Origin of the sequence: Sorangium sp. So ce1504 (genome assembly GCF_051521635.1) — a bacterium.
GTDB lineage: Bacteria > Myxococcota_A > Polyangia > Polyangiales > Polyangiaceae > Sorangium > Sorangium cellulosum_B.
Genome location: NZ_CP150365.1, coordinates 983606 through 1006052, shown reverse-complemented (window position 1 = coordinate 1006052; position 22447 = coordinate 983606). Strand labels below are relative to the sequence as shown.

Sequence of the window (22447 nt, the reverse complement as noted above, 5' to 3'; positions counted from 1 at the left end):
ACTGTATCGTCCGGGCGCGCTGGGCTCAACCCGACAGGCGCTGAAAGACCCGATTTTCGCCCCCGTTGAGTCTATCCTCTCGCAAGCGATCGCTCTTCGCAAGACTGGTTCTTCGCGAACGTGGATCCACCTTGTCCGCCGCGCCGACCCGGACCCGGGCGCGGCGGCACCCAGGAGGACTCCATGAGCGACGTCACCATCCTCTTCGGAAGACCCCATGTCCCTCAGTTCGCCGAGGATCGCTTCGAGATCGACGTGCTGGCCGCCGAGGAGCTCGGCATCGAGTCCTATGCGATCCCGCTCGATCCCGTCGTGAATGGCGAGCCGGAGCGCGCGTTGCGCCGGCTGCCGAGGCCCCGGCACCGGACGTGGCTCTACCGGGGATGGATGTTGAGCGAAGAAGAATACACGGGCCTGTACGAGGCCATGCAGGACCGCGGCGAGGAGCTCGTCGTCGATCCGGAGAGCTTCGCCGAGGCGATGTACATGCCCAATTACGTCCCGCTGCTCGGCGACAAGACGGCGCCCACGCGGTGGACCGAAGGCGAAGACATCCGGGAAGCGTGGGAGGTGGCCCTGGAGCTCGGGCCGCCGCCGTGGGTGGTCAAGGACCACGTGAAATCGGTCAAGGAGCTCTGGCATCGTGCGTGCTTTGTGCCCGAGGGCGCCACGTACGACGATTTCGCCGAGGTGTGCGAGAAGATCCTGGAGCTCCGCGGGGACCGCTTCGAGCGGGGGTTCGTCGTGAGAAAGTACCTCGACCTCGCGACGCTGCCCGGCTGGGCGCCCGGCCAGCGCCGCGTGACCGACGAGCACCGCCTCGTGTTCTGGGAGGGGCGGCTCGTGGCGCACGCGCCGTACTACGACGTGGACTCCACGCTCGATCTTCCGGAGCAATTCGCCCATCTCGGGCAGGTCATCGGCTCCCCGTTCTTCACGGCGGACGTGGCCCGGCTCGAGCGCGGTGGAACTACGGTGATCGAGATCAACGACGGCGGCTGTTCGGTCTTCCCCGAGCAGATGGATCCGCGCGACTTCTACGGGGCGGTGCTGGGCTGAGGCGCCGGCGGTAGTGGAGTGAACGCTCCGCCCACGCGGGTCGCGAGGACTCGCGCGGCACGCGCCGTCGCGGCCGCTCGCTCGGCGAAGGCGGATGGCTTGTGGGCGTGGTGAACGAGTCGATGACGCACATACCGCTCCCGCGGAGCGAGGCGTACAGAGCCTATCGCGACAACGTTACGCAGGGACTGTGCCGGGGCGGGGGAACGGGATTTCGCGGAGTTTGGGCGAGATCGCACGGGGGTGCGACCTTGGATGCCGCACCCGGTGGGAGAGGCGCGCCGTCGGGCGTGCGTCGAGGAGGGGGCGCGACGCCGGGCCTCGCAGGTGGCGGGGGTACTCCGCGAGGCGGTACGGGGCGGGTTCGGGTAACATCGCCTCCCATGGGTCCAGCAGTGTTCCCGGAGGCAGGGGCCGTGTTCGCAGGCAGCTACCGTGTCCTGCGTCCGCTCGGGGGAGGCGGAATGGGCGCCGTCTACGTCGTCGAGCACATCACGACGGGGGCGCAGCGAGCTCTCAAGATCCTCCGGCGGGAGCTCTGCGGCGACGAGCGCCTCGTCCGGCTCTTCCAGCAGGAGGCCCGGATCGGTCACCGCATCTCGAGCGATCATGTGGTCGACGTCATCGATGCCGGCGTCGCGGAGGGGACTCCATGGCTCGTGATGGAGCTGCTCCAGGGTGAGACGCTGGCAGAGCACGTGCGCCACACGGGGCCGCTTCCTCATGCCCGCGCTGCGGAGATACTGGCGCAGATCGCGCACGCGCTCGCGGCGGCGCACGCCGAGGGCGTCGTTCATCGTGACGTCAAGCCCGAGAACGTCTTCATCGCCGCATCGAAGCGGCAGGGTGAGTCTCTGCTCGTCAAGCTGCTCGACTTCGGTGTGGCCAAGGTTCTCGAAGGGGCCCGGCTGGCGGGCACACTCGTCGGCAGTCCGCTGTGGATGGCCCCTGAGCAGCTCACGGGAGCGCCCATCACACCTTCCACCGACGTCTGGGCGCTCGGATTGCTCACCTTCTGGGTGCTCACCGGAACCACATACTGGTCGCTCGAGGATCGAGCGCTCCTGAGGCACCTGATCGAGGTAAGCCATGCGGCGTCCGTGCCTCCCGCGTCGGCCTGCGCCACGAGGAGCGGGCGCGCCGCGCTACTGCCGCCGGGGTTCGACGCGTGGTTCACTCGCTGCGTCGCGCCGTCCCCGCAGGCCCGCTTCGCCGAGGCGGGCGCCGCGTTTGACGCGCTCCGGAGCCTTCTCCGCGATCCAGGGGCGCCGGGCGCCGATCCGACAATTCGCGCGGCTTGTGTGCCGGGCTCGCGTCGCCTCGACCGGCTGGAGGACACGATTCCAGGGATCGCCGCGGCGCCGACGGAGCGCGCGGCCCGCCCGGCTTCGACAGGTGCCGGTGAGCGTGTCGCCGGAAGCGCGCGGCGCGACGCGCCGGTCGGCTATCTCGCGGCCATCGAAAAAGACATCCGTCATCAACCGCTCGGCGTGGACCAGGAGGGCGCCACGCTGCGCCTCCTCGAGGAGGTGTACGTCGAGCTCCGCGTGGCCGACCGCCGGTATATCGAGTGCGCAGACCGCATGCCGCTCGAAGGGAAGCCGCAGACGCTCGAGCGCTTCCTCGACCTGCCGGCGCCGCGTTGCTTCAGCGTGCTCGGCGAGCCGGGAAGCGGCAAATCGACGCTGCTCAAGCACCTCGCGCTGGCGCGCGCGGAACGGACCCGCGGCGTGCTCGAAGCGGGCCGCGATCCGGGAGCGGCCGCCATTCCGGTGCTCATCCGGCTCGCCGAGCTGGACGGGTCGGGCGAGGGGCTGCTTGAGTACGTCGAGCGGACGCGCGGGCGCCTTGGGCTCCCGGCAGGTACCGGCGCGGCGCTCGCGGAGCAGGCGGCCGCGGGCCGGGTGCTCTTCCTGCTTGATGGGCTCGACGAGGTGCCGGGCGATCGCCTCGACGCGCTGCTCGCCCACGTGCGCCGCATCGCGGGCGAGCGCGCGTGGCTCGACGCCGGCTGCCGCGTGGTGGTGACGTCGCGCCCGTTCGGTTATCAGATGCCCGCGGCCCAGTTCGCGGCGCTCGAGCTGCTCCCGCTCACCGCGGCAGCCCAGCGCCTCCTGCTCGACCACTGGCTATCTTCCCGTGAGATCAGCGCGGCGCAGATCGATCGCATCGCAGCAGCCATCCAGTCGCAGCAGAGCCTCCGGACGCTCGCCGGCAATCCATTCCTGCTCACGCTCATGGCGCTCGTCGCGCTGGAGCCACTCCGCACCGGCGCCCCGATCGAGCTACCCGCGCGCCGTGCGCAGCTCCTCGGCGAAGCGATCGACCACCTGCTCCGCGGCAGGCCCCGCGCGTCGCCGACCGCACCGCCGCTGCGCGAGAGGTCCCGCGTCCGTCAGACGCTGGAACAGGTCGCGCTCGACCTGCTCCGGCTCGGCGCGGGGCCATATGAGCTCGAGTGCGTCCTCGACGCTCTGCGCGCGAGCGACGCGTTCTCCCGGCTCGCGAGGGCGCGGCCCGCGTGGGACGATCCCGAGGCGCTGCTCGGAGACGTGGCGCAGGCGACCGGGATTATGATCCCGGTCGACGCTGGCCGGTCGAGGTGGCGGTTCCAGCACCGCGCGCTGCAGGAGCGACTCGCCGCAGCGGCGCTACACAGCGCGGGCCCGCCAGCGTGGCAGGCGCTCGCGCGGCAGCTCGGGCGCGACTCCGCTGCGCTCGGGCAGTGGGCCGAGACGTTCGCGCTTCTTTCCGGTGAGCGAGGCCAGGAGGAGCGGCTCCTCCGCGATCTCGCCGATGTGAACCCGGACCTGGCGATCCGTGCGCTGGGCTCGGCCGGCGACGGCGCCGTGAGGCCAGAGACGCTGCTCGAGCTTGTGGGGCTAGAGGCGGCCCGCGACGCGTGGGAGAAGCGGCGCGATGTTATCCGCGAGCTCGCGGAGCGCGTCGGGCCGACCCGCGACGGTGTCGGCTTGTTGCGCCAGATCCGACGAACGACGACCCACGGCGCGGACCTCTTCTTCGTTCACGAAGCCCTGGAGTCCATCGCCGAAAAGGCGCCTGGGCCCGCGATTGCTGCAGCCGCCAGGGAGGAGCTCTCGTGCTTCTTCGATCATCTCGCAGAGCCGCCGGATCTGGGGCTGGAGCTCGTGGAGCTGCCGGACGGCGTGCGCCTGCCCTGCTGGTGCGAGGTGACGGGGCTAGGGCCGCCATTCAAGATCGGACGCGTGCCCGTGACGAATGCGCTCTACGAGCGGTTCGATCCGGATCACCGCATCGAGCGCGAGTTCGTAGACCGGATTCCATCCTGCGAGCTCGACCACCATCCCGTGGTCAACGTGACCTGGTACGAGGCGGAGATGTTTTGCCTCTGGCTCAGCCAGCGAAACCCCGGTGTGCGGCTACCGTCCGAGGAGGAATGGGAATACGCTGCCACCCAGGGGACGGGCCGAGAGTTCCCTTGGGGACGGGAGGAGCCAACCCCGGATCTCGCCAACTTCGACGAGCACGTGGGTTGCACGACGCGCGTCGGTGCATACGCCAAAGGAGCTGGCCCGGTGGGCACGCTCGACCAGTCAGGCGATGTGTGGGAGTGGTGCCTCGACGCCTGGAATTCCGAGGTGCAGGCGAGGCGCCGAGCCTTCACGCAGAATGATGCGCACATTGACACGGCGACAGACACGGATGTGAACACCAGCGATGTCGTGCGGGTCGTTCGCGGTGGCTCCTGGGCGCGAAGCCCTGGTTTCCTGGCCGCGCACTTCCGTTTTGGGGAGTGGGCCTGGTACCGGCACAACGGCCTCGGCTTCCGGTGTTTGATGCCGGCGGGTTGACCTGACGTGCGCCTCGACGCCTCGGCCGCACGCGAAGGCCTGCGAATGGGGGCCAGCGGGAGCGGTCACGGCTTGAGCCAGCGCGCGCCTGCTAGGAGCTCGATTCACTCGCGCGTCGTCAGCCGGTGACAGGGCTCCGTCATGTGGATGCCACCAAGCACGGGTGCATCGAGACCGCGTGAGTCGGCTCCAACGCCTCGTCATATAGTTGATGGCGTGACCGAGCCTGCTCTCGGGCAAACAGGGGACGTCAACGCACCGCTCTTCGCGACCTGTTGGTGCTGGAGACGCGCGGGACGAGCCAACAGACGGCTCGCTCAGGAAAGATAGAGCGCAAAGACGCTTCCGAAGAATGCCAGCATGCAAATCGCAACCCGCAGCCTGTGCCAATCACCCCAGCGCTCAAGCTCCACCGGCAGGTCCTTGGGGTCGATGGCTGCCTGCGCAAAGGCGGCGTTGGCGTGCTTGAAATAGCCGAAATAGATCGCGACCAGCGAATTCGCCAGCACAGCAACGACCGTCGACACCCATACAGCCCTGCTGGCAGCCAGCCAGGCAAAGACGGCCGCGACGAATGCGGCGGCAGGAGTTATCGCCGTGATCGGCGCAAAGAAGCGAAACAGGCGCGGCGCGTACTGAGGATGCAGACGATAGAACTCTTCAGCCTTCAGGGTCTTCCAGTAGGGCACCAGCAAAGCGCCTTCAGCCCAGAGCGCTCCCGCCAGCAAGCCCAGCAGCACCACGCTCACGACCAGACAGATCTCGAACAGAAAGTTCATTCCAGTCTCGCAAGAACCATGTCATTCGCGAACATGAGCCACGCGCGGCCCGCCGGGGACCGCGGAGCAGCCATCAGGAGCGTGCCCGCGCGATAGCTACCCCGGCGCAGGGGTATGAGGGGCCGCGAGAGACGACATGGTCGGCCTCGACGATGCCCGATACCGCGAAGCGTGTCGAGAGCGACGGAGCCGGGCGCGCCGCGACCGGTGACGTCTCCCTCTTTGCCTTTTGCGGGGTCGTGGGGCCACACATGCCCCTGGCAGGATCCGGCGCCGGATCTGCGGCGCTCGCGCGCAGGATGAGCGCCGGCAGCCTAGCTGCGCAGCGCGGCCGTGGCCTGGGGCCGAAGCGCGGCGGGGCGCGGGCGCTTGGCCATCTCGGCCTTCCTCGGCACGGACGGCCTCGCATCGGCTCTCCAGGGCTGGAACCGCTCGTCCTTCCACATCACGAGGCCGCCCGACAGGGGCGCCTCGGGACCCGCATCGTCCTCGGACCGCAACCAGACGAGCGGGCGCGCCTCGAAGACGGGCTGCGTGCACGCGATGTCCTCGAACGCCGCGGACCAGGAGCCGGTGTTCCCGAAGAACACCCCGCCTTCCCAGCTCCCCTCCGGGTTGTGGGTGTGCCCGAAGATCACGGCCTTGGCGCCGTGCGCCCTGGCCACGGACCGCGCCGCCCGGTTCACGCCCTGCCAGACCGCGTCGAGCGTGGGCTTCGGGACCGTGCACTCGTACGCGACGAGGAGCGTCGGCGCGAGCAACGCCGCCGCCGCGAGCCCCCCCGGCATCCAGCACAGGCACGCGAGCGCCGCGAGGATCCCGACCGCCGCGAGCCCGAGGCGATCCAGCCAGAGCTCGCGCGCCACGCGGCCGAGGCAGTCCTCGGCCGGCCGCGCGAACAGCCGCGCGTGCTTGACCACGGCGGGGAAAGGCGCGCCCGTCTCGCGGGCGGCCGCGGCGAGGTCCGCGCGCCGGAGCGCCCGGCGGCTCGGGTCGCGCCGGCGCACGAGCTCGATCATCGTGCGCAGCGCGCCCACGCCGAAGGCAAGCACGAGGGAGCGGCCAGAGAACAGGTAGTACCGCGTCCAGTGAGAGAGATAGCCGAAGCCGGAGAGCATGAACGACGAGTCGACGTGCGGGTTGAAGTACCCCATCCGCGACACGAGCAGGCGGCTCACGAGCGAGCCCATCGTCGGCTGGATCTCCCCCGGATTCCGGCCGAACGGCGCCATCGGGTAGCGATAAGAGCAGTACGAGTCGTACTGATTGCCGTGCTCGACGATGACGCCGTCGTGCGTGCGGTGGAACCAGGCGCGGAAGACCACCCGCGCCGCGAGCGCCGCGCGGAGCTCCTCGGTCGATCCCGCCGGAAGGCCGCCGTCCCGGGTGGCGAGCTCGTGCATGGCCGCGTCCACGACGCTCCGCTGCACCGCCCCGCGCACCTCGGGCAGCGTGAGCTGGATGTCGTGGTTGCCCGCCACGAAGACCGCGGTGTGCCCGTCCGCGACGATCCGGCCGACGGCCGCGACGAACACCGGGTGATCGCGCAGGATGGCCTCCATCGCCGGCACGGCGTGCTCGGCGGTGCGCGGCAGGTCGTGGACCACGCTCTCGTTGCCGATCACCCGAGGCGCATCCAGGTCGAAGATGTCGCCGTTCAGGACCAGCGTCAGCTCGTCGCGCTCCGCGCCGGGCCCTCCGGAGCTGCCCGTCCCCTTCCGGACCTCTCCCCGGAGCGCGTCGAGCATCACCGCAATCTCCCCGTCCGGGGAGTACGGCGCCTGCCGATAGCGCATCCAGAGACCGTCGGACGGCTCGAGCTCACATAGATGGATGTCTGAGATAGCCACCGTGTGATGCATCGGCGGGAAAACTGACATGAGCACGTCTCCACGCCAGCCACAGGACCGTCAAGACTTGGTGTCACCGGGCGTGGAGAGCGCCCTGCTGCAGTGCGCCCGGAGCGTGATCCAACGCGCAATCACGCTCAGCACACCTGTTCGCCACGGTGCATTCCCGTGAATGTCGCGCGCCCGCCACGAGCGAACTCGGAACGATCGACCACGAAGCGCATTGAGATCTCGGCTCCTGGATTCTCACCAAGAGAGCAACTGGCCGAGCGGCCCCCATCTGGTTGGGGCTCAGTCGCGCCGGAACACATGATGTGGTGGTCCCCCCGGACGCGGCGAAGCCCTGGCGAGCTCGACGAGCGGCCCCATCTTTCCTGGGCGATCGCCGGCGCGATGTTCCGTCCGGAGGCGCGCGAGCCCTGGGGGCGCCGGTCTCTGGTACGATGCACACTGGCGGAGCGAGGTGGACGCAAACCATACTGGGTGGACGGACTGTTGAGCCCGTGTGGTGTTCCGCGGGGGGAGCTCCGCGACAGAGAGGTGACCATGTCGACCCATTTCATCGACGGCAGCTGGGTGACCGGCGCGGGCGAGCCGTTCGCGAGCCGGAACCCCGTGACGCAGGCGGTCGTCTTCGAGGGGCGCGCCGCGAGCGAGGAGCAGGTCGACGCGGCCGTGACGGCGGCGCGCGGCGCGTTCGCTGCGTGGCGCGATCGCGGCCTGGAGGAGCGGGCGGCGCTGGTGAAGCGGTTCGCCGGCCTCCTGGGCGAGCACAAGCCCCGGCTCGCGGACGTGATCGGGCTGGAGACGGGCAAGCCGCGCTGGGAGGCGCTCACCGAGGTCCAGACGATGATCGGCAAGATCGACGTGTCGCTGATGGCCTGGCGCGAACGGACGGGCGAGCGCCAGGCCGAGGCGGGCGACGCGACGGCCGTGGTGCGCCATCGGCCGCACGGCGTGGTCGCCGTGCTCGGGCCCTACAACTTCCCGGGCCACCTGCCGAACGGCCACATCGTCCCGGCCCTGATCGCGGGCAATTGCGTGGTGTTCAAGCCCTCGGAGCTCACGCCGAGGGTCGCGGAGGAGACGGCGCGGCTCTGGGAGGAGGCGGGGATCCCGGCCGGGGTGCTCAACCTGGTCCAGGGGGGGAGGCGCACCGGCGTCGCGCTCGCCGGTCACCCGGGCATCGACGGCCTCTTCTTCACGGGCAGCTCCGGCACGGGCAACGCGCTGCACCGGCAGCTGGCGGGCCAACCGGAGAAGATCCTCGCCCTGGAGATGGGCGGCAACAACCCGCTCATCGTCCAGGACGTCGCGAACACCGAGGCGGCGATCCACCATATCCTTCAGTCGTCCTTCATCTCGGCGGGCCAGCGGTGTACGTGCGCGCGGCGGCTGCTCGTGCCGGCGACGCCGGAGGGCGACGCGCTGTTGGCGCGCCTGGTCGACGCGGCGTCCCGGCTCAAGGTGGGCAGGTACGACGACGCAGAGCAGCCGTTCATGGGCGCGGTGATCTCGCTCGCGGCGGCGGATCGGCTGCTCGCGGCGCAGGCGCGGCTGGTCTCGCTCGGCGGCGAGGTGCTGCTGGAGATGCGCCGGCTCGAGGAGGGAACCGCGCTGCTCTCGCCCGGCATCCTCGATGTGTCGGCGATCAAGGAGCTACCGGACGAGGAGCATTTCGGGCCGCTCGTGCAGGTGCAGCGCTACGGGAGCTTCGATGAGGCGCTCTCGCTGGCCAACCGCACGCGTTATGGGCTCGCGGCCGGGTTGATCTCGGATCGCAGGGAGCTCTACGAGCGGTTCTGGCGGGAATCCCGGGCGGGGATCGTCAACTGGAACAAACCGCTGACGGGGGCGTCGAGCGCCGCGCCGTTCGGTGGGGTCGGGAGCAGCGGGAACCACCGGCCCAGCGCGTATTACGCGGCGGACTACTGCGCGTATCCGGTCGCGGGGCTGGAGGCGACGGCGGTGGCGCTGCCTGGACAGCTGGCGCCGGGGATGCGGCTCAACAACTAGAACCTGGACCAGAGCGCAACGGCCGCCGGGGAGAGGGGAGGGGGCGCGCGGGGGCGAGGGGGGCCCTTCCCGCGGACTCGCGCCTTGTGGTGGCTATGGCCGGCTGTGCGGGAGAGGAAGATCTGGGGGGACTGGCTGCGGAGCGGGCCGGCGCTCGGATCCGCGGGGCCCTTCCCCCTCGCCCCCGCGCGCCCCCTCCCCTCTCCCCGGCGGCTCCATAGTGGAACTGGCGGGTTGGGAACGATTTGACAGGAGGGGTCAGGAGGCAGAGCTCTGCGGGCCTAGCTCTATCGGGAGGGCGGTGAGGCCGCGCATGCCGGGGTTCATCCGCCAGGTCAGCGGCCCAGGGGAGAGCTCGGCGTCGGGGAAACGGCGCAGGAACGTGGAGATGGCAGCCTGGGCCTCGACGCGGGCGAGCGCGGAGCCGGCACAGTAATGAACGCCCACGCCGAGCGAGATGTGACGGATGTCGGTGCGGCGGAAATCGAGCTTGTCGGGGTCGGGGAACTGCGCGGGATCGCGGTTCGCCGCGCCGAGCACCAGGAAGGCGCGATCACCCTTCGGGATCCGCACGCCGTCGAGCTCGATGTCCTCGAGCGCGACGCGGCTCATCCACTGCACCGGAGAGTCGTATCGGAGCAGCTCCTCCACCGCCGGGCCGATCAGCGACGGGGTACCGCGCAGCGCTTCGCGCTCGGAACGGTGGAGAAGGAGCGCGAGCAGGCCATTGCCGATGAGGTTCTTCGTCGTCTCGTGGCCGCCGAAGAGCAGCATGCAACACGTCGAGAGCAGCTCCTGCTCGCCGAGGATCATGCCCTGCTCCTCCGCGAGGATGAGCTGGCTGAGCAGGTCGTTGCCGGGGCTCTGCCGCCGGGCCGCGATCACGCCGCGGAAATAGTCCTCCAGCTCGGCCACGGCGCTCAGCGCGCCCCCCGCGATCTCCAGCGTCGGCCGGCCCGCGCCAAGGAAGCCGCTGAGCGCGTTGGACCAGCCCTTCAGCCGGTGCCGGTCCTCGGCGGGTACACCGAGCACCTCGCCGATCACGAGCAGCGGCAAGAGGTCGCCGAGATCGCGGAGGACATCCATCCGGCCCGCCGGGGCGACCGCGTCGAGCAGCTCGTTGACCAGCGTCTCCACACGGGAGCGCAACCCCTCGACGAGCCGCGGCACGAACGCCTTGTTGATCAGCGAGCGGATGCGCGTGTGCTCCGGCGGATCGAGCAGCAGAGCCCACGACGCCAGGTTGCGGCGCAAGGGCTCCAGCCGCTGCCGCACCTCGTCAGGCAGCTTCGTCACGAAGGCGCTGGAGCGCTTCGCCGACAGGCGCGGGTCACGGAAGCCCGCCGCAACCTGGTCGTAGCGGGTGACGAGCCAGCCGTTGTAAGCCGCGCTGAAGTACACGGGCGCTTCCTGGCGCAACCTGGCGTACACGGGGTACGGGTTCGCGAGGGTCTCCGGCGACTGGAGGCGAAACGGATCGAGATCAGCGTCCGCCGCTGGATTGGCCGCGGGCGGTGCGTCGGGCTTCGGTGCGTCGGGCGAGTTCATCGGGTCAGGGTACGACGGTCACGCCCGCTTGGGAACCGGCGCGACCCACGCCCGCGCAGGCCCGCCCCAGGGTCGGCGCGTCGTCTCAGGCGACAAGGCGGCCAGGCGAGAAGGCCGCGCGGGCGAGGGGACCGGCCTCCCCGCCAGCGCACGGGCGCGCGGCCGCGCTGGGCTAGGCCCAGAGCTTGATTCCGCCGAGCAGGCCAGCGACGTTGTCCACCACGACGACGTTCTCGGGCAGCCGCGAGGCATCGAGCAGGCGCGCGTTGCCGCCGCCGAGGTAGAGCTTGCGGTAATTGAAGATCGGCTCGACCTGCTCGATCATCTTGCGCACGCGCTTGTTCCAGCGCTTCGGGCCGATGCGCTTGCACTCGGCGTCGAACACGCGGTCCTCGTACTTCAGGTCCCTCTTTCCGTACGGATGGTGCCCGAGCTCGAGGTTCGGCACGTAGCGGCCGTCGATGTACAGCGCGCATCCGAGCCCCGTGCCGAAGGTGAGCACCATCTCGAGCCCCTTGCCCTCGATGACGGCGAGCCCCTGGATGCCCGCGTCGTTGGCGACGCGGACAGGCTTGCCGAGGCGGCGCTCGACGGCCTCTCCGAGCGGGTAGCCCTTCCACTTCTCGTTGTCGAGGTGCGGCGCCGTCTTGGTCACGTTCTCCATCACCACCCCGGGGAAGCCGATCGAGACGCGATCGAACTCCCCCTGCGCCCGGGCGATCTCCTCGATGAGGTCGAGGATGGGGTCCGGCGAGGCCGGCTGGGGCGTCGGCACGCGCACGGGATCCGTCATCGGAGTCCCCTGCTCGTCGAGGATGGTGGCCTTGATCCCCGTTCCGCCGATATCGATACAAAGCGTGCGCATGGATCCCTCTGTCTCCCCCCCGGAGCTCTTCCTCCGGGGCCGCCGCGGATGCGCCCACGCGCCCGCGTTCGCGGCGGACATAATCTAGAGCTCTGGCTGCGCGTCAACTGGCGCCGCGACGGCGCACGCCTGAGCGGGCGACCACGCCCCCTGCGCCCGCCCTCGCGCGCACACTCCGCCCGACGCCGACCAGCGCGCACCCCGCCCCTCGGTGCCCGGCCGCCGCGCCGCCCGCCCCCGGGCGACGCTCAAGGCGAGCCGCAAGCGTCGCACGCGACGCTCGGCGGCGGCGCACCGTTCGCGAGCCCGTCGAGCCATTGCACGAGGCGCGCTCCGCGCGACTCGAGGGTGTAAAATTCCGGCCGCCAGAGGATGCAGTGCGCGGAGCCGGCGGCAAGGAACGACCTGAAGTTCGGCGTCGACGCCTCGATTTCGGCGATCTCTGCCCTCATGGCGTCTGACCACGCCTGGGCGTCGCCGCCGCCCATCGCGTTGAAGAAGAAGACCTGGTCCTCATCATAGGCGGTGTTGTACTGCGACAGGCGCATGTCGGGGTAATGGGCGCCGATCTTCTCGTAGAGCACCGACAGCCGCGCGAGCTCGGCCGGGTCGAGGCCAGGTATCCATGTGGGATAAGCGCCCTCGGGCTTCCAGGAAGGAAGGCTGTCCCTGAAGAACGTCTCCGTGATGATCCCTGCCCCGCTGTCTGCGAACTCGATGACCGACGCGCTCTTGTAGTGCTCTCGCAGGTGCGCGGACCAGAGGATGGCGCCATACGCGCCCGCGCTGCAGCCCGTCACGAAGATCTTCTCTGGCGCGGGGACGTTCTCGTAGATCCAGCCGAGCGCCGCGCGGACGTTGACGGCGCCCTTGTGCTGGATGGTGACGGCCTGGCTCCCCTCCCCATACGTGGCCACGTTGTCGCCCCAGTGGACGTCCCCGGTGCAATAGGGGATGTACACATGGTGCCACTCCTTGAAGGGGTTGTCCGGGTTCTCATGATCGTAGATCCCGGTCGTCAGGGCGTCCTCGCCGACCGTCTCCTGGAAGAGCGCTCCCGCGAACGAGCACGTGGTCGCGTCCCAGCACGCGCCGCCGCCGCGGAACTCGACGATGAGGCGATTGACGGTGCCCGGACGGACGAAGTACTTGAAAGGATCACCGCGCGAGCACGTCGTCTCGCCGCCCGGCTCGATGGAGCTCCAGCCGGACGGCAGGCTCAGGATCCCGCCCCGCGGCTCGCTGCTCAGGTCTTCGTGCTCGGCGGACGTGCCGCCACAGCCGAGGACGGCGAGCGGGCAGAGCAGGAGTTGAACCGGAAGGGGCAAAACGATCTTGAATCGCATGGAGGGCAGAGAATACCACTCCATGACGCGCGGGCATCACCCGCCGGTGACGACCCGCTCGGCGCCCGTTCGGCGGTGCCGTCGCGTCATGGCACAGGGGCGTGCTCTGCCCACAGCTGCGCCGCGGCCTCGCCTACAGCGCGGCGGATCGACCCCTCGTCGAGGCGGGCGCGGTCGCGCGGCGCGAGGGCGGCGCAGATGCCGAGCGCGACGAGGTAGAGGGCGCCGATGAGGCCGATCCAGCGCAGGCCGGACGCCCCCAGGCGCGAGATGATCTCGATGGGCACGATCTGCGCGCGGATCTGGACGGTCCCGATCACGAGCACGGCGCGGTCTCCCTCCTGGAGCTCGATGTCGGCCGGGCCCGTCAAGAGGCGCGCGAGCCCGTCCGCGCCGTGAAGGCGCGCCCGCGTCCGCCGCGGGACGTGCAGCACGTAGCGGGCGCCGATCACCTCCGCGATGACCGGGGCCGCTCTGTCGAGCTCCCCCGACGGCACGCGCACGATGGACGCGGGCGTGTCGCCGATGTGCGCGCGCCCCTCCGCGAGCACGTGGCGGACGCCGAGCACGTCTTTGCCTCGGACGGCGACGAGCTCCAGCGCGCGCCGCGCAGAGGAGCTCACCGCGGGCGGCCGCGACCTCCGGTCGCGGATGGGTTCGGCCGCCGACGCCTCATTAGGCCCTTTCGCCATACTCTCCAGCCCCCTTCGTCGGCCATCGGCAGGGCTCGACTCGACATGTCACCTGAAGACCCTGCCCCCCGCGGCGCCGCCCCGCGCGCTTCCGCATCACTCCCCTTCCCTGGCTCTCTGGCATGGAGCGTTCCGTGGCCGAGCGCGCAGGGACGTGGCGGCCCGACGACCCGCGCCGGCGCGTGAGGCTCCGGAGGACGCGCCCTGCCACCGCGCGCCGAGGCGCGACGGGGGACGCCCGCCCCGGGGCAGCTCCGCCGCTCCGAGAGGGCGCGCGACGCGGCGCGCCGTGCCCGGAGCTCCGCCCCTATTTCGTGGCGCCCTCCCGGCGCTGGTGTAGATCGCCGCCCGTGAGGAAGCGCCCCCTCGGCAAGACGACCCTTCAGGTCTCGGAGCTCGCCCTAGGCACCTGGGGACTCTCCGGCGACGGCTACGGTCCCGTCGCCGACGTCGAGATCGATCGCGTCATCGATCGCGCGCTCGCGGTCGGCATCGACCTCTTCGACACCGCCGACGTCTACGGCCGCGGCGAGATGGAGCGCTGCCTCGGCAGGCGGCTCCAGGGCGCCGGCACGACGTTCGTCGTCACCAAGATCGGCACCGTTCGCGACGGCGATCCCCCGACGAAGCGGTTCGACCCGGCCCACCTCCGCACCGCGTTCGAGCGGTCGCAGGAGCGCCTCGCCCGCGAGGTGGTCGACGTCGTCCTGCTCCACAACCCCACCGTGGCCGCGATGCAATCGAAGGAGGCCCTCGCCTTCCTGAAGGAGCTCAAGCAGGCCGGGAAGATCCGCGCCTACGGCGTGAGCGCCGGCTCCGCGGACGTCGCCCGCTCCGCGCTGCGCGACGAGGTCGACGTCATCGAGATCGCCTACAACGCCTTCTTCCCCGGCGACCTCCACGACGTCGCCAGCGACGTCTCCGAGTCCGGCGCGGGCGTCCTCGCCCGATCGGTGCTCGCGCACGGGCTGCTCGCCGGCCAGTGGAGCCCCGAGCGCGAGTTCTACCTCGACGATCACCGCTACCAGCGGTGGACCCGCGACGAGCTCAAGACCCGCATCCGCCAGCTCGACGCGCTCAGGCCGCTGGTCTCGGGCGCCGTCACCTCGCTCCGCTCGGCGGCCCTGCGCTTCGTCCTCGCGAACCGCGTCGTCTCGTCCGCCGTGCTCGGCCCCCGCTCGGTCGCCCAGCTCGACCAGCTCGTCCGCGAGGCCGGCATGCCGCCCTACCTCCAGGACACGGCGCTCACGGAGCTCTCCGCGCGCCTCAAGCAGGCCGGGATCGAGGTGTGAGCAGGATGGACCAGAACGACAGGGAGCTCGACGAGATCGTCCGCATCGCGCGCGCCGCGGCGGCGATCGTGATGGACGTGTACGCGACGCCGTTCGCCGTCGAGATGAAGGGCCCCGGCGACCCGGTGACCCGCGCCGACCGCGAGGCGAACGCGCTCATCTGCAGCGCGCTCGAGGCCGCGTTCCCCGGCGAGGCGATCCTCGCCGAGGAGAGCGTCCCGACCGGCGACGAGCTCGCCTCGCGCCTGCGGAAGGAGCGGGTGTTCTTCGTCGACCCGCTCGACGGCACGCGGGAGTTCGCGGACAGGAACGGCGAGTTCGCCGTGATGATCGGGCTCGCGGACCGCGGCCGCGCGGCGCTGGGCGTCGTGGTGATGCCCACGACGGGCGAGGCGCTGGCCGGTCGCGCCGGCGAGGGCGGCGCCGCCTTCCTCGAGGCGAGGGACGGCAGCCGCAGGCCGCTCCGGGTCTCGGCCGTGAGCGCTCCGGCCGACGCGACGCTCATCGTCTCGCGCTCGCACCGGCCGAAGGAGCTCGAGCCGCTCCTCGCGCGGCTCGGCATCTCGAAGGTCGTCCCCTGCGGCTCGGTCGGCGTGAAGATCGCCCGGATCGCGACCGGCGAGGTCGACCTCTACGTGCACGGCGGCGGCGGCGCCAAGCTCTGGGACAGCTGCGCGCCCGAGGCCGTGCTCCTCGGGGGGGGCGGCAGCTTCACCGATCTCTCGGGCGCGCCCATCGACTACAACGGCCCCGGGCTCAAGCTCGGCCGCGGCATCATCGCCTCGAACGGCGCCCTCCAGGCCGCCGTCGTCGCCGCGGCGAGGTCGGAGCTCGGCTGAGGCGCGATGCGGGGGCAGGCCGAGATCGTCATCATCGGCGCGGGGATCATGGGCCTCGCGATCGCGTACAACCTCGCGCGGCACCACGGCATCACCGACATCGTCGTCGTCGACCGGAGCTACCTCTGCGGCGGCGCCAGCGGGCGCAACGGCGGCGGGGTCCGGGCGCAGTTCTCGAGCGAGGGCAACATCCGGCTCATGCAGGAGAGCATCCGCATCTGCCGGGATTTCGCCCGCGAGATGAAGATCAACATCTGGTTCCGGCAGGGCGGCTACCTCTTCCTCGTGCGCAGCGAGGCGGGCCGCCGGACGCTCGAGAAGAGCGTCGCCGTGCAGAACGCGTGCGGCCTCGGGACGCGGATGCTCACCGCCAACGAGGCGCGCGCGATCGTGCCGCAGCTCTCGACCGACGGCGTCGTGGCGGCGAGCTACAACCCCGACGACGGCGTCGTGTTCCCCTGGCCGTTCGTCTGGGGCTACGCCGAGCGCGCGCAGAAGCTCGGCGTCGACATCGCCACCTTCACGAACGTCCTCGGCTTCCGCACGCAGGGCGCGCGGATCGACGCGGTGGTCACCGATCGCGGCGAGATCCGGACGAACAAGGTCGTCAACGCGGCCGGCGCGTGGAGCCCCGAGATCGCGCGCATGCTCGGCGTGGAGCTGCCCAACCACCCGCACCGCCACGAGATCTGCTCGACCGAGCCGCTCAAGCCCTGGCTCGGCCCGCTCGTCGCGGATCTCTCGAACGGCCTCTATTTTTCCCAGTCGATGCGCGGCGAGATCGTGGGCGGCATCTCCAACGAGGACGTCCCCGACGGCCTCGACATGGGGTCGAGCCACAAGTTCCTCTCCCTGTACGCGCGGGCGCTCGTCGCCGCGTGCCCCCTCCTCGGCAGCGTGAAGGTGCTGCGGCAGTGGGCCGGCTGTTACGACCTCACCCCGGATCAGAACCCGATCGTGGGCGGGGTCGACGAGGTCGAGCACTTCTACCAGGCCTCCGGGTTCATGGGGCACGGCTTCATGATCGCGCCCGTCATGGGCAAGCTCCTCGCGCAGCACATCGCCGAGGGCGCCTCCCTCCCCCTGTTCGATCGCTGGAACCTGCGGCGCTTCAGGGAGGGCCGGCTCCTCAGCGAGGCGATGATCATCGGCTGAGCGCCTGCCCTGACGGCGCGGCGGCGGCGGCGCTTCGACGCGCCGCACGCGCCGCGCGCCCCGCGCTCCCCCGCCGCGTCGCGCTTCGCCTATACTCGCGCCCCTTCGTCATGGGTCACCTCGTCCTCGTCACCGGCTCCTCGAGCGGCATCGGCCTCGCGACCGCGGTCGCGTGCGCGGCCGCGGGCCACCGGGTCATCGCCACGATGCGCCGCCCCGAGAAGGCCGGCGCGCTCCTCGCCGCCGCCGGCGCGCGGGGCGTCACGCTCGAGATCGAGCAGCTCGACGTCGCCGCGGCGAGCGCGCCCGACAGGGTCGGGGAGATCCTTCGGAAGCACGGCCCCGCTTACGCCCTCGTCAACAACGCCGGCATCGCGGTCGGCGGCGCCTTCGAGGAGCAGGCGGACGGCGACGTCCGGGCGCAGTTCGAGACCAACGTCTTCGGGCTGATGGCCGTGACGCGCGCGGTGCTCCCGGCGATGCGCGGCGCGGGGCGCGGCCGCATCGTCAACGTCTCGAGCCTCTCCGGGCTCGTCGGCCTCCCCGGCGTGAGCGCCTACGCGGCCACGAAGCACGCCGTCGAGGGCTTCAGCGAGGCGCTGCGCTGGGAGGTCGCCCCGTTCGGCGTCCATGTCTGCCTCGTCGAGCCCGGCACCTTCAAGACCGAAATTTTCTACGAAAACCAGCGGCGCGGCGCCCACGTCTCGCTCGAAGGCCCTTACGGCGCGATGACCAGGGCGATCGAGCAGATCGTCCTGAAGGACGCCGCCAAGGCGTCGCCGCCCACCCCGGTCGCGGCGGCGATCCTCCGCCTCATCGACGACGCATCGCCGCCTTTCAGGACCCTCGTCGGCCGGGACGCACGGGCGCTCGTCGCGCTGCGCCGTGTCATCCCCGACCGCCTCTTCGCCACGGGGATCCGCCGGCTCGTCTCGGCGCCGCGCTCGCGTTGACACGTTCTCTGGCGGCGAATAGCGTCGGCTTCGCCGTTTCCAATGGCGGAGCGGCGCCACGTCGTGGCCGAAGGGGGGCCGCGCCCCCTGCCGCGCGCTGTTTTTGTCCGCTTTCGTCCCCTCAGGCTAACGAAGGCTAGCCGCTGACCGCCTCTCCTGAAGCGCACCGTGCGACGGCGAGGTCAGGCCGGCAGCATCACCGAGGTCCCGGAGGAAACACCATGTCCCGCTCAGCACGCAGCATCCTGCCGCTCCTTCGCTCGCTCCTCCTGGGGGCCGCCACCGCGTCGTCGATGGCGCTCTCCGCAGGGGTCATCGTCGGATGTGGCGACGAGAACGACCCCGAGACGCACGTCAAGCGGCTCGACGACCCGGCCACGCTCACCGCCTCCGTCAACCGGCTCGTCCAGTTCTTCGAAGACGCGATGACGCGTGACAACAAGGACCGGACCGGCCCGACGGTGAAGCCGCTCCTCGACAAGATCATCGAGCCGATGACGCAGAAGTGCGTGGCCGGCGATCTCGACGAGCGCACGAACTCGAAGCTCATCAAGTTCATCTCCGACACGAGGGACCCGCGCGGCGAGGCCTGCCTCATCAAGGCGCTCAAGGACTACAAGCCCGAGTCCACCGAGGAGGACGTCCGCTGGGCCGTGCGCGGCCTCGGCGCGATGAAGTCGGAGAAGGCCGCCGAGCCGCTCATGGCCGTCTTCTCGAAGCTCCAGCACGGCAAGCCGAAGGGCTCGACGATCTCGCGCGACGTGCACGACGCGATGGTCGACATCAACAGCAAGTCCTGGGAAGACGGGCTCATCACGATGATCGGGCGCCCGATCAACGACCCGAAGGACGTCAGCACGATGCGGAACGAGCTGTTCTGGCAGATCACCGCCGCGGAGCTGCTCGGGTGGCAGCGCAGCGAGAAGGCGGTCGTGCCGCTGCTCAAGGTGGTGCTGTCGCCGTTCAAGGCGGACGCGGCCACGACGGCCATCCTGGCGCTCACGAAGATCGGCAAGCCCGCGATCCAGCCGACGATCGCGCTGCTCCAGGGCGACCAGAAGGAGCTCGTCGAGTACTCGAAGGTCGAGAACCTGAAGGGCGCCGGCGGCGACAAGGCGAACGCGGAGCAGAAGAAAGCCGCGGAGACCGCCCACGTCGCGGCGGCCGCCCTCGTCCTGGCGACGATCGGCCGGCAGGAGTCGTCGCAGCCGCTGCTCGCCGCGCTCGAGAAGGCCGACGACGTGCCGCGCGCCATCATCGCGCGCGAGCTGACCAAGGTGCCGAGGACGCCGGAGACCCTCGCGGCCTTCCAGGCGGCCTACGAGAAGACGCCCGCGGGGCTCGAGATGCCGCCGGCCGGCATCAACGCGCGGGTGATGCTCGCCGAGGCGGCGAGCAACTTCTTCGACGCGAGCCTCGTGCCGTGGCTCGTGAAGACCGGCCTCGAGGCGCGCGGCGAGGAGGACGACGTCGCGCAGATCCGCGACGTCTCGCTGCAGACGGCGCTCAAGCTGATGAAGCCCGACCAGATCGCCGACGTCGATCGGCTCGCGGGCACCCGCACGAGCGGCGGCGGCACGGTCGGCAAGTCGATGGAGAAGGAGATCAAGATCGCGAAGGAGCTGCTCGGGGCCTGCGGCACCAAGCTCGAGTGTTACGTCGGCAAGCTCGGCGATCCGGCGTCGCAGGCGAAGGAGACGCAGTTCCAGGGGATCAAGTCCGCCTACATGGCGGGCGTGCTCGGCACCCCCGAGGTCCGGCAGCAGATCATCGACGCGATGCCGAAGGTCTCGAACGCGGCCGTCCGCTTCGTCTCGGTCTCGGTCATCGACGCCCTCTCGCCGAAGGGCGACGCCGAGGTCGCGACCAAGCTGCAGAAGATCGTCGACGACGGCGAGGCCTCGAAGGATCCCGAGAAGATCGCCGGCAACGCGCCCTTCAAGACGGTCATCTACCGCCTCACCGCCCGCGCGCAGTGACCGCCGCAGCGCCGTGCGCCCCGTCCGCGGTCGGGGCGCACGGGGCGCATGGAGCGCGCAGGCGGGCACATCACCTGGATCCAGATTTTCCTTGATTGGCGCCACCCGGACGCGATGCTTGCCCGAGCTCGCGCGACGCTCGCGCGAAGCTTGCGCGAAGCTCCACTGACGCGCCTGGCTCCTGATTTTTCCTGGCGTCTCCGCCGTCTTGACGGTTTACTCCGGCCCTTGTCACGGGGTCTTCCCAGCTGAAGAACGAACCATGATCGTGCTCGAGGTAACCCAGGGTCTCGCTGCCGGGCGCACCTTCGAGCTCCAGGGCGAGCTGATCACGCTCGGGCGCTCGTCGGACAACCGCGTCGTCCTCGACGATCGCCACGTCTCCGGGGCGCACGCGCGCATCGTGAGCGGCGCCGACGGGGTGATCCTCGAGGATCTGCGCTCGACGAACGGCACGAGCGTGACGCGGCGGGGCGAGCGGCTGGAGCTCGGCGCGGGGCGCAGCGCGCTCGCCCTCCAGACGGGGGACGTCATCGAGCTCGGCTCCGGGGACGCGGTCACCCGGATGGTGGTGAAGATCCCGGAGGAGGCCGACGACGCGCGGGTCGTCTCGATCCGCCGCCTCGACGAGATCGAGCCTGCCGAGGCGAAGATCGAGCGCGACCCGAGCGCGCTGTCCGCGATGTACGCGGCGCAGAAGCGCATCGGTGCGGCGACCGATCTCGACGAGGTGCTCGCCGAGATCGCCGACGCGGTGCTCGCGCTGGTGCCGAGCTCGACCCACGTCACGGTGGTGCTGCGCGACGACGACCAGGAGCCGGGCGCGGCGCCGGCGGCGTTCGTGCCGGTGCTGACGCGGGTCCGGTCCGCGTCGGGCAAAGGGGGGCCGCCTGCAGGGCCGGTCCCGATCACGCGCAGCGTGTACCGGAAGGTGATCAAGGAGCGGGCTGCCGTGCTCGCCGCCGACGCGCCGATCGAGGTCGGGCAGTCCGAGTCGCTGATGGGCGCCTCGATCCGCAGCACGCTCGCCGTCCCGCTCTGGAAGGGCGAGGAGATCATCGGCGTGCTCCAGGCCGACAACCGGAGCGTGCCCGGGATGCTGAACGCCGGCGACCTGGAGACGCTCCTCGTGCTGGCCGCCAACGCCTCGCTCGCGGTGGCGAACGCCCGGCTCATCAAGCGGCTCGTGCTCGCGGAGGAGCGGCTCCAGAAGGAGAACAGCTTCCTCAAGGGGCGCGAGGAGCGCCGCCGGGGCGGCAACGGGGGCGCGGTCGACATCATCGGCAACAGCGACGCGATGCGCAAGGTGATCGGGCAGCTCGACAAGGTGGTCGACACGCGCGTCACGGTGCTGATCGAGGGCGAGACGGGCACGGGCAAGGAGCTCATCGCCGCCGCCGTCCACTACCGCTCTCGCCGCCGCGACAAGCTGTTCGTCGCGCAGAACTGCGCGGCGCTGGCCGAGAGCCTCCTGGAGAGCGAGCTCTTCGGGCACAAGAAGGGGTCGTTCACGGGCGCCACCGAGGAGAAGAAGGGGCTGTTCGAGATCGCCGACGGGGGCACGCTCTTCCTCGACGAGATCACCGAGACGCCGCTATCGCTGCAATCGAAGCTCCTCCGGGCGCTTCAGGAGGGCGAGATCCGCCCCGTGGGCGCGACGAGCCCGAAGCACGTCAACGTGCGCATCGTCGCCGCGACGAACCGGAACCTCGAGGACGAGGTGGCCAAGGGGCGGTTCCGCGAGGACCTCTACTACCGCCTCAAGGTCTTCCCGATCCGCCTGCCGCCGCTGCGAGAGCGGCGCGACGACATCTCGCTTCTCGCGGCGCATTTCCTGGAGCGCTACGCGGACGAGATCGGCAAGCCCTGCGGCGGGTTCAGCCAGCAGGCGATGGAGCTCATGATCGCGTACGACTGGCCGGGCAACGTCCGGGAGCTCCAGAACGAGGTGCAGCGGATCGTCATCCAGCTGGAGCCGGGGGCGTTCGGGACGCCGGAGCTGCTCTCGCCGAGGATCCGGCAGGTCGAGGGGCTCATCGCGCGGGCGGGGACGCCGAAGGGGTCGCTCAAGGAGATGATGGACGCGGTCGAGAAGTTCTTCCTCCTGGAAGCGCTGCGCGGGCACAACAACAACAAGACCAACGCGGCCAAGTCGCTCGGGATCACGCGCGAGGGGCTCCACAAGAAGCTCCGGCAATACGGGATCTGACGGGACACGGGACGGAGAGGGCTCTCCAGGAC

At 70.6% G+C, this 22447-nt stretch carries 15 protein-coding genes; 9 read left to right on the top strand and 6 right to left on the bottom strand.

What is annotated here, in order from left to right:
- Nucleotides 1–183 precede the first annotated feature (183 nt).
- Both WMF39_RS03750 and WMF39_RS03745 read left to right on the top strand, forming a co-directional pair.
- On the top strand, nt 184–1059 hold the full coding sequence (locus WMF39_RS03750; protein WP_437744172.1) for an ATP-grasp domain-containing protein: 876 nt from the start codon (nt 184–186) through the stop codon (nt 1057–1059).
- Nucleotides 1060–1310: 251 nt separating this feature from the next.
- On the top strand, nt 1311–4892 hold the full coding sequence (locus WMF39_RS03745; RefSeq protein WP_437744171.1) for a protein kinase domain-containing protein: 3582 nt from the start codon (nt 1311–1313) through the stop codon (nt 4890–4892).
- 317 nt (nt 4893–5209) lie between these two features.
- Here WMF39_RS03745 and WMF39_RS03740 read toward each other — a convergent pair whose 3' ends face one another.
- Nucleotides 5210–5671 (bottom strand): hypothetical protein, encoded by a 462-nt coding sequence (locus tag WMF39_RS03740; protein ID WP_437744170.1) that lies wholly within the window; start codon nt 5669–5671, stop codon nt 5210–5212.
- A 314-nt stretch (nt 5672–5985) separates the two neighbouring features.
- Entirely contained in the window at nt 5986–7521 is a 1536-nt protein-coding gene (locus tag WMF39_RS03735) for a hypothetical protein (RefSeq protein WP_437744169.1), read from the bottom strand.
- A 546-nt stretch (nt 7522–8067) separates the two neighbouring features.
- On the opposite strand from WMF39_RS03735, the gene astD reads away from it, so the two are divergent.
- The gene (gene astD / locus WMF39_RS03730; RefSeq protein ID WP_437744168.1) at nt 8068–9537 is read left to right on the top strand and encodes a succinylglutamate-semialdehyde dehydrogenase; all 1470 of its coding nucleotides are present in this window, start codon (nt 8068–8070) and stop codon (nt 9535–9537) included.
- A gap of 258 nt (nt 9538–9795) precedes the next feature.
- Here astD and WMF39_RS03725 read toward each other — a convergent pair whose 3' ends face one another.
- The 4 genes from WMF39_RS03725 to WMF39_RS03710 form a co-directional block, all read right to left on the bottom strand.
- Nucleotides 9796–11085 (bottom strand): cytochrome P450, encoded by a 1290-nt coding sequence (locus WMF39_RS03725; protein WP_437744167.1) that lies wholly within the window; start codon nt 11083–11085, stop codon nt 9796–9798.
- A 172-nt stretch (nt 11086–11257) separates the two neighbouring features.
- A complete protein-coding gene (locus WMF39_RS03720; protein WP_437531806.1) occupies nt 11258–11950 on the bottom strand; it encodes an ROK family protein in 693 nt (230 codons plus the stop codon).
- Nucleotides 11951–12198: 248 nt separating this feature from the next.
- Nucleotides 12199–13296, bottom strand: a complete 1098-nt coding sequence (locus tag WMF39_RS03715; protein WP_437744166.1) for a pectin acetylesterase-family hydrolase — start codon at nt 13294–13296, stop codon at nt 12199–12201.
- An 86-nt stretch (nt 13297–13382) separates the two neighbouring features.
- Nucleotides 13383–13919, bottom strand: coding sequence for a hypothetical protein (locus tag WMF39_RS03710; RefSeq protein WP_437744165.1), 537 nt, complete (start codon nt 13917–13919; stop codon nt 13383–13385).
- Nucleotides 13920–14338: 419 nt separating this feature from the next.
- Between WMF39_RS03710 and WMF39_RS03705 the strand changes: the two genes are divergently transcribed.
- The 6 genes from WMF39_RS03705 (at nt 14339) to WMF39_RS03680 (ending at nt 22415) form a co-directional block, all read left to right on the top strand.
- Nucleotides 14339–15280 carry an aldo/keto reductase gene (locus WMF39_RS03705; protein WP_437744164.1) on the top strand — a complete coding sequence of 314 codons (942 nt, stop codon included), beginning with the start codon at nt 14339–14341 and terminating at the stop codon, nt 15278–15280.
- Nucleotides 15281–15285: 5 nt separating this feature from the next.
- Nucleotides 15286–16119 carry a 3'(2'),5'-bisphosphate nucleotidase CysQ family protein gene (locus WMF39_RS03700; RefSeq protein ID WP_437744163.1) on the top strand — a complete coding sequence of 278 codons (834 nt, stop codon included), beginning with the start codon at nt 15286–15288 and terminating at the stop codon, nt 16117–16119.
- 6 nt (nt 16120–16125) lie between these two features.
- Complete coding sequence (locus tag WMF39_RS03695; protein WP_437744162.1) at nt 16126–17274, top strand: NAD(P)/FAD-dependent oxidoreductase; 1149 nt, start codon at nt 16126–16128, stop codon at nt 17272–17274.
- Between the two features lie 110 nt (nt 17275–17384).
- Complete coding sequence (locus tag WMF39_RS03690) at nt 17385–18227, top strand: SDR family NAD(P)-dependent oxidoreductase (RefSeq protein WP_437744161.1); 843 nt, start codon at nt 17385–17387, stop codon at nt 18225–18227.
- Nucleotides 18228–18448: 221 nt separating this feature from the next.
- On the top strand, nt 18449–20206 hold the full coding sequence (locus WMF39_RS03685) for a hypothetical protein (protein WP_437744160.1): 1758 nt from the start codon (nt 18449–18451) through the stop codon (nt 20204–20206).
- Between the two features lie 262 nt (nt 20207–20468).
- Nucleotides 20469–22415 carry a sigma 54-interacting transcriptional regulator gene (locus WMF39_RS03680; protein ID WP_437744159.1) on the top strand — a complete coding sequence of 649 codons (1947 nt, stop codon included), beginning with the start codon at nt 20469–20471 and terminating at the stop codon, nt 22413–22415.
- Nucleotides 22416–22447 lie beyond the last annotated feature (32 nt).

Excerpts from the sequence above, each read along its gene's own strand:
- WMF39_RS03750 (WP_437744172.1), top strand. The coding sequence starts at position 184 with ATGAGCGACGTCACCATCCTCTTCGGAAGACCCCATGTCCCTCAGTTC.
- WMF39_RS03740 (WP_437744170.1), bottom strand. The coding sequence starts at position 5,671 with ATGAACTTTCTGTTCGAGATCTGTCTGGTCGTGAGCGTGGTGCTGCTG.
- astD (WP_437744168.1), top strand. The coding sequence starts at position 8,068 with ATGTCGACCCATTTCATCGACGGCAGCTGGGTGACCGGCGCGGGCGAG.
- WMF39_RS03725 (WP_437744167.1), bottom strand. The coding sequence starts at position 11,085 with ATGAACTCGCCCGACGCACCGAAGCCCGACGCACCGCCCGCGGCCAAT.
- WMF39_RS03720 (WP_437531806.1), bottom strand. The coding sequence starts at position 11,950 with ATGCGCACGCTTTGTATCGATATCGGCGGAACGGGGATCAAGGCCACC.
- WMF39_RS03715 (WP_437744166.1), bottom strand. The coding sequence starts at position 13,296 with ATGCGATTCAAGATCGTTTTGCCCCTTCCGGTTCAACTCCTGCTCTGC.
- WMF39_RS03700 (WP_437744163.1), top strand. The coding sequence starts at position 15,286 with ATGGACCAGAACGACAGGGAGCTCGACGAGATCGTCCGCATCGCGCGC.
- WMF39_RS03695 (WP_437744162.1), top strand. The coding sequence starts at position 16,126 with ATGCGGGGGCAGGCCGAGATCGTCATCATCGGCGCGGGGATCATGGGC.
- WMF39_RS03690 (WP_437744161.1), top strand. The coding sequence starts at position 17,385 with ATGGGTCACCTCGTCCTCGTCACCGGCTCCTCGAGCGGCATCGGCCTC.
- WMF39_RS03685 (WP_437744160.1), top strand. The coding sequence starts at position 18,449 with ATGTCCCGCTCAGCACGCAGCATCCTGCCGCTCCTTCGCTCGCTCCTC.
- WMF39_RS03680 (WP_437744159.1), top strand. The coding sequence starts at position 20,469 with ATGATCGTGCTCGAGGTAACCCAGGGTCTCGCTGCCGGGCGCACCTTC.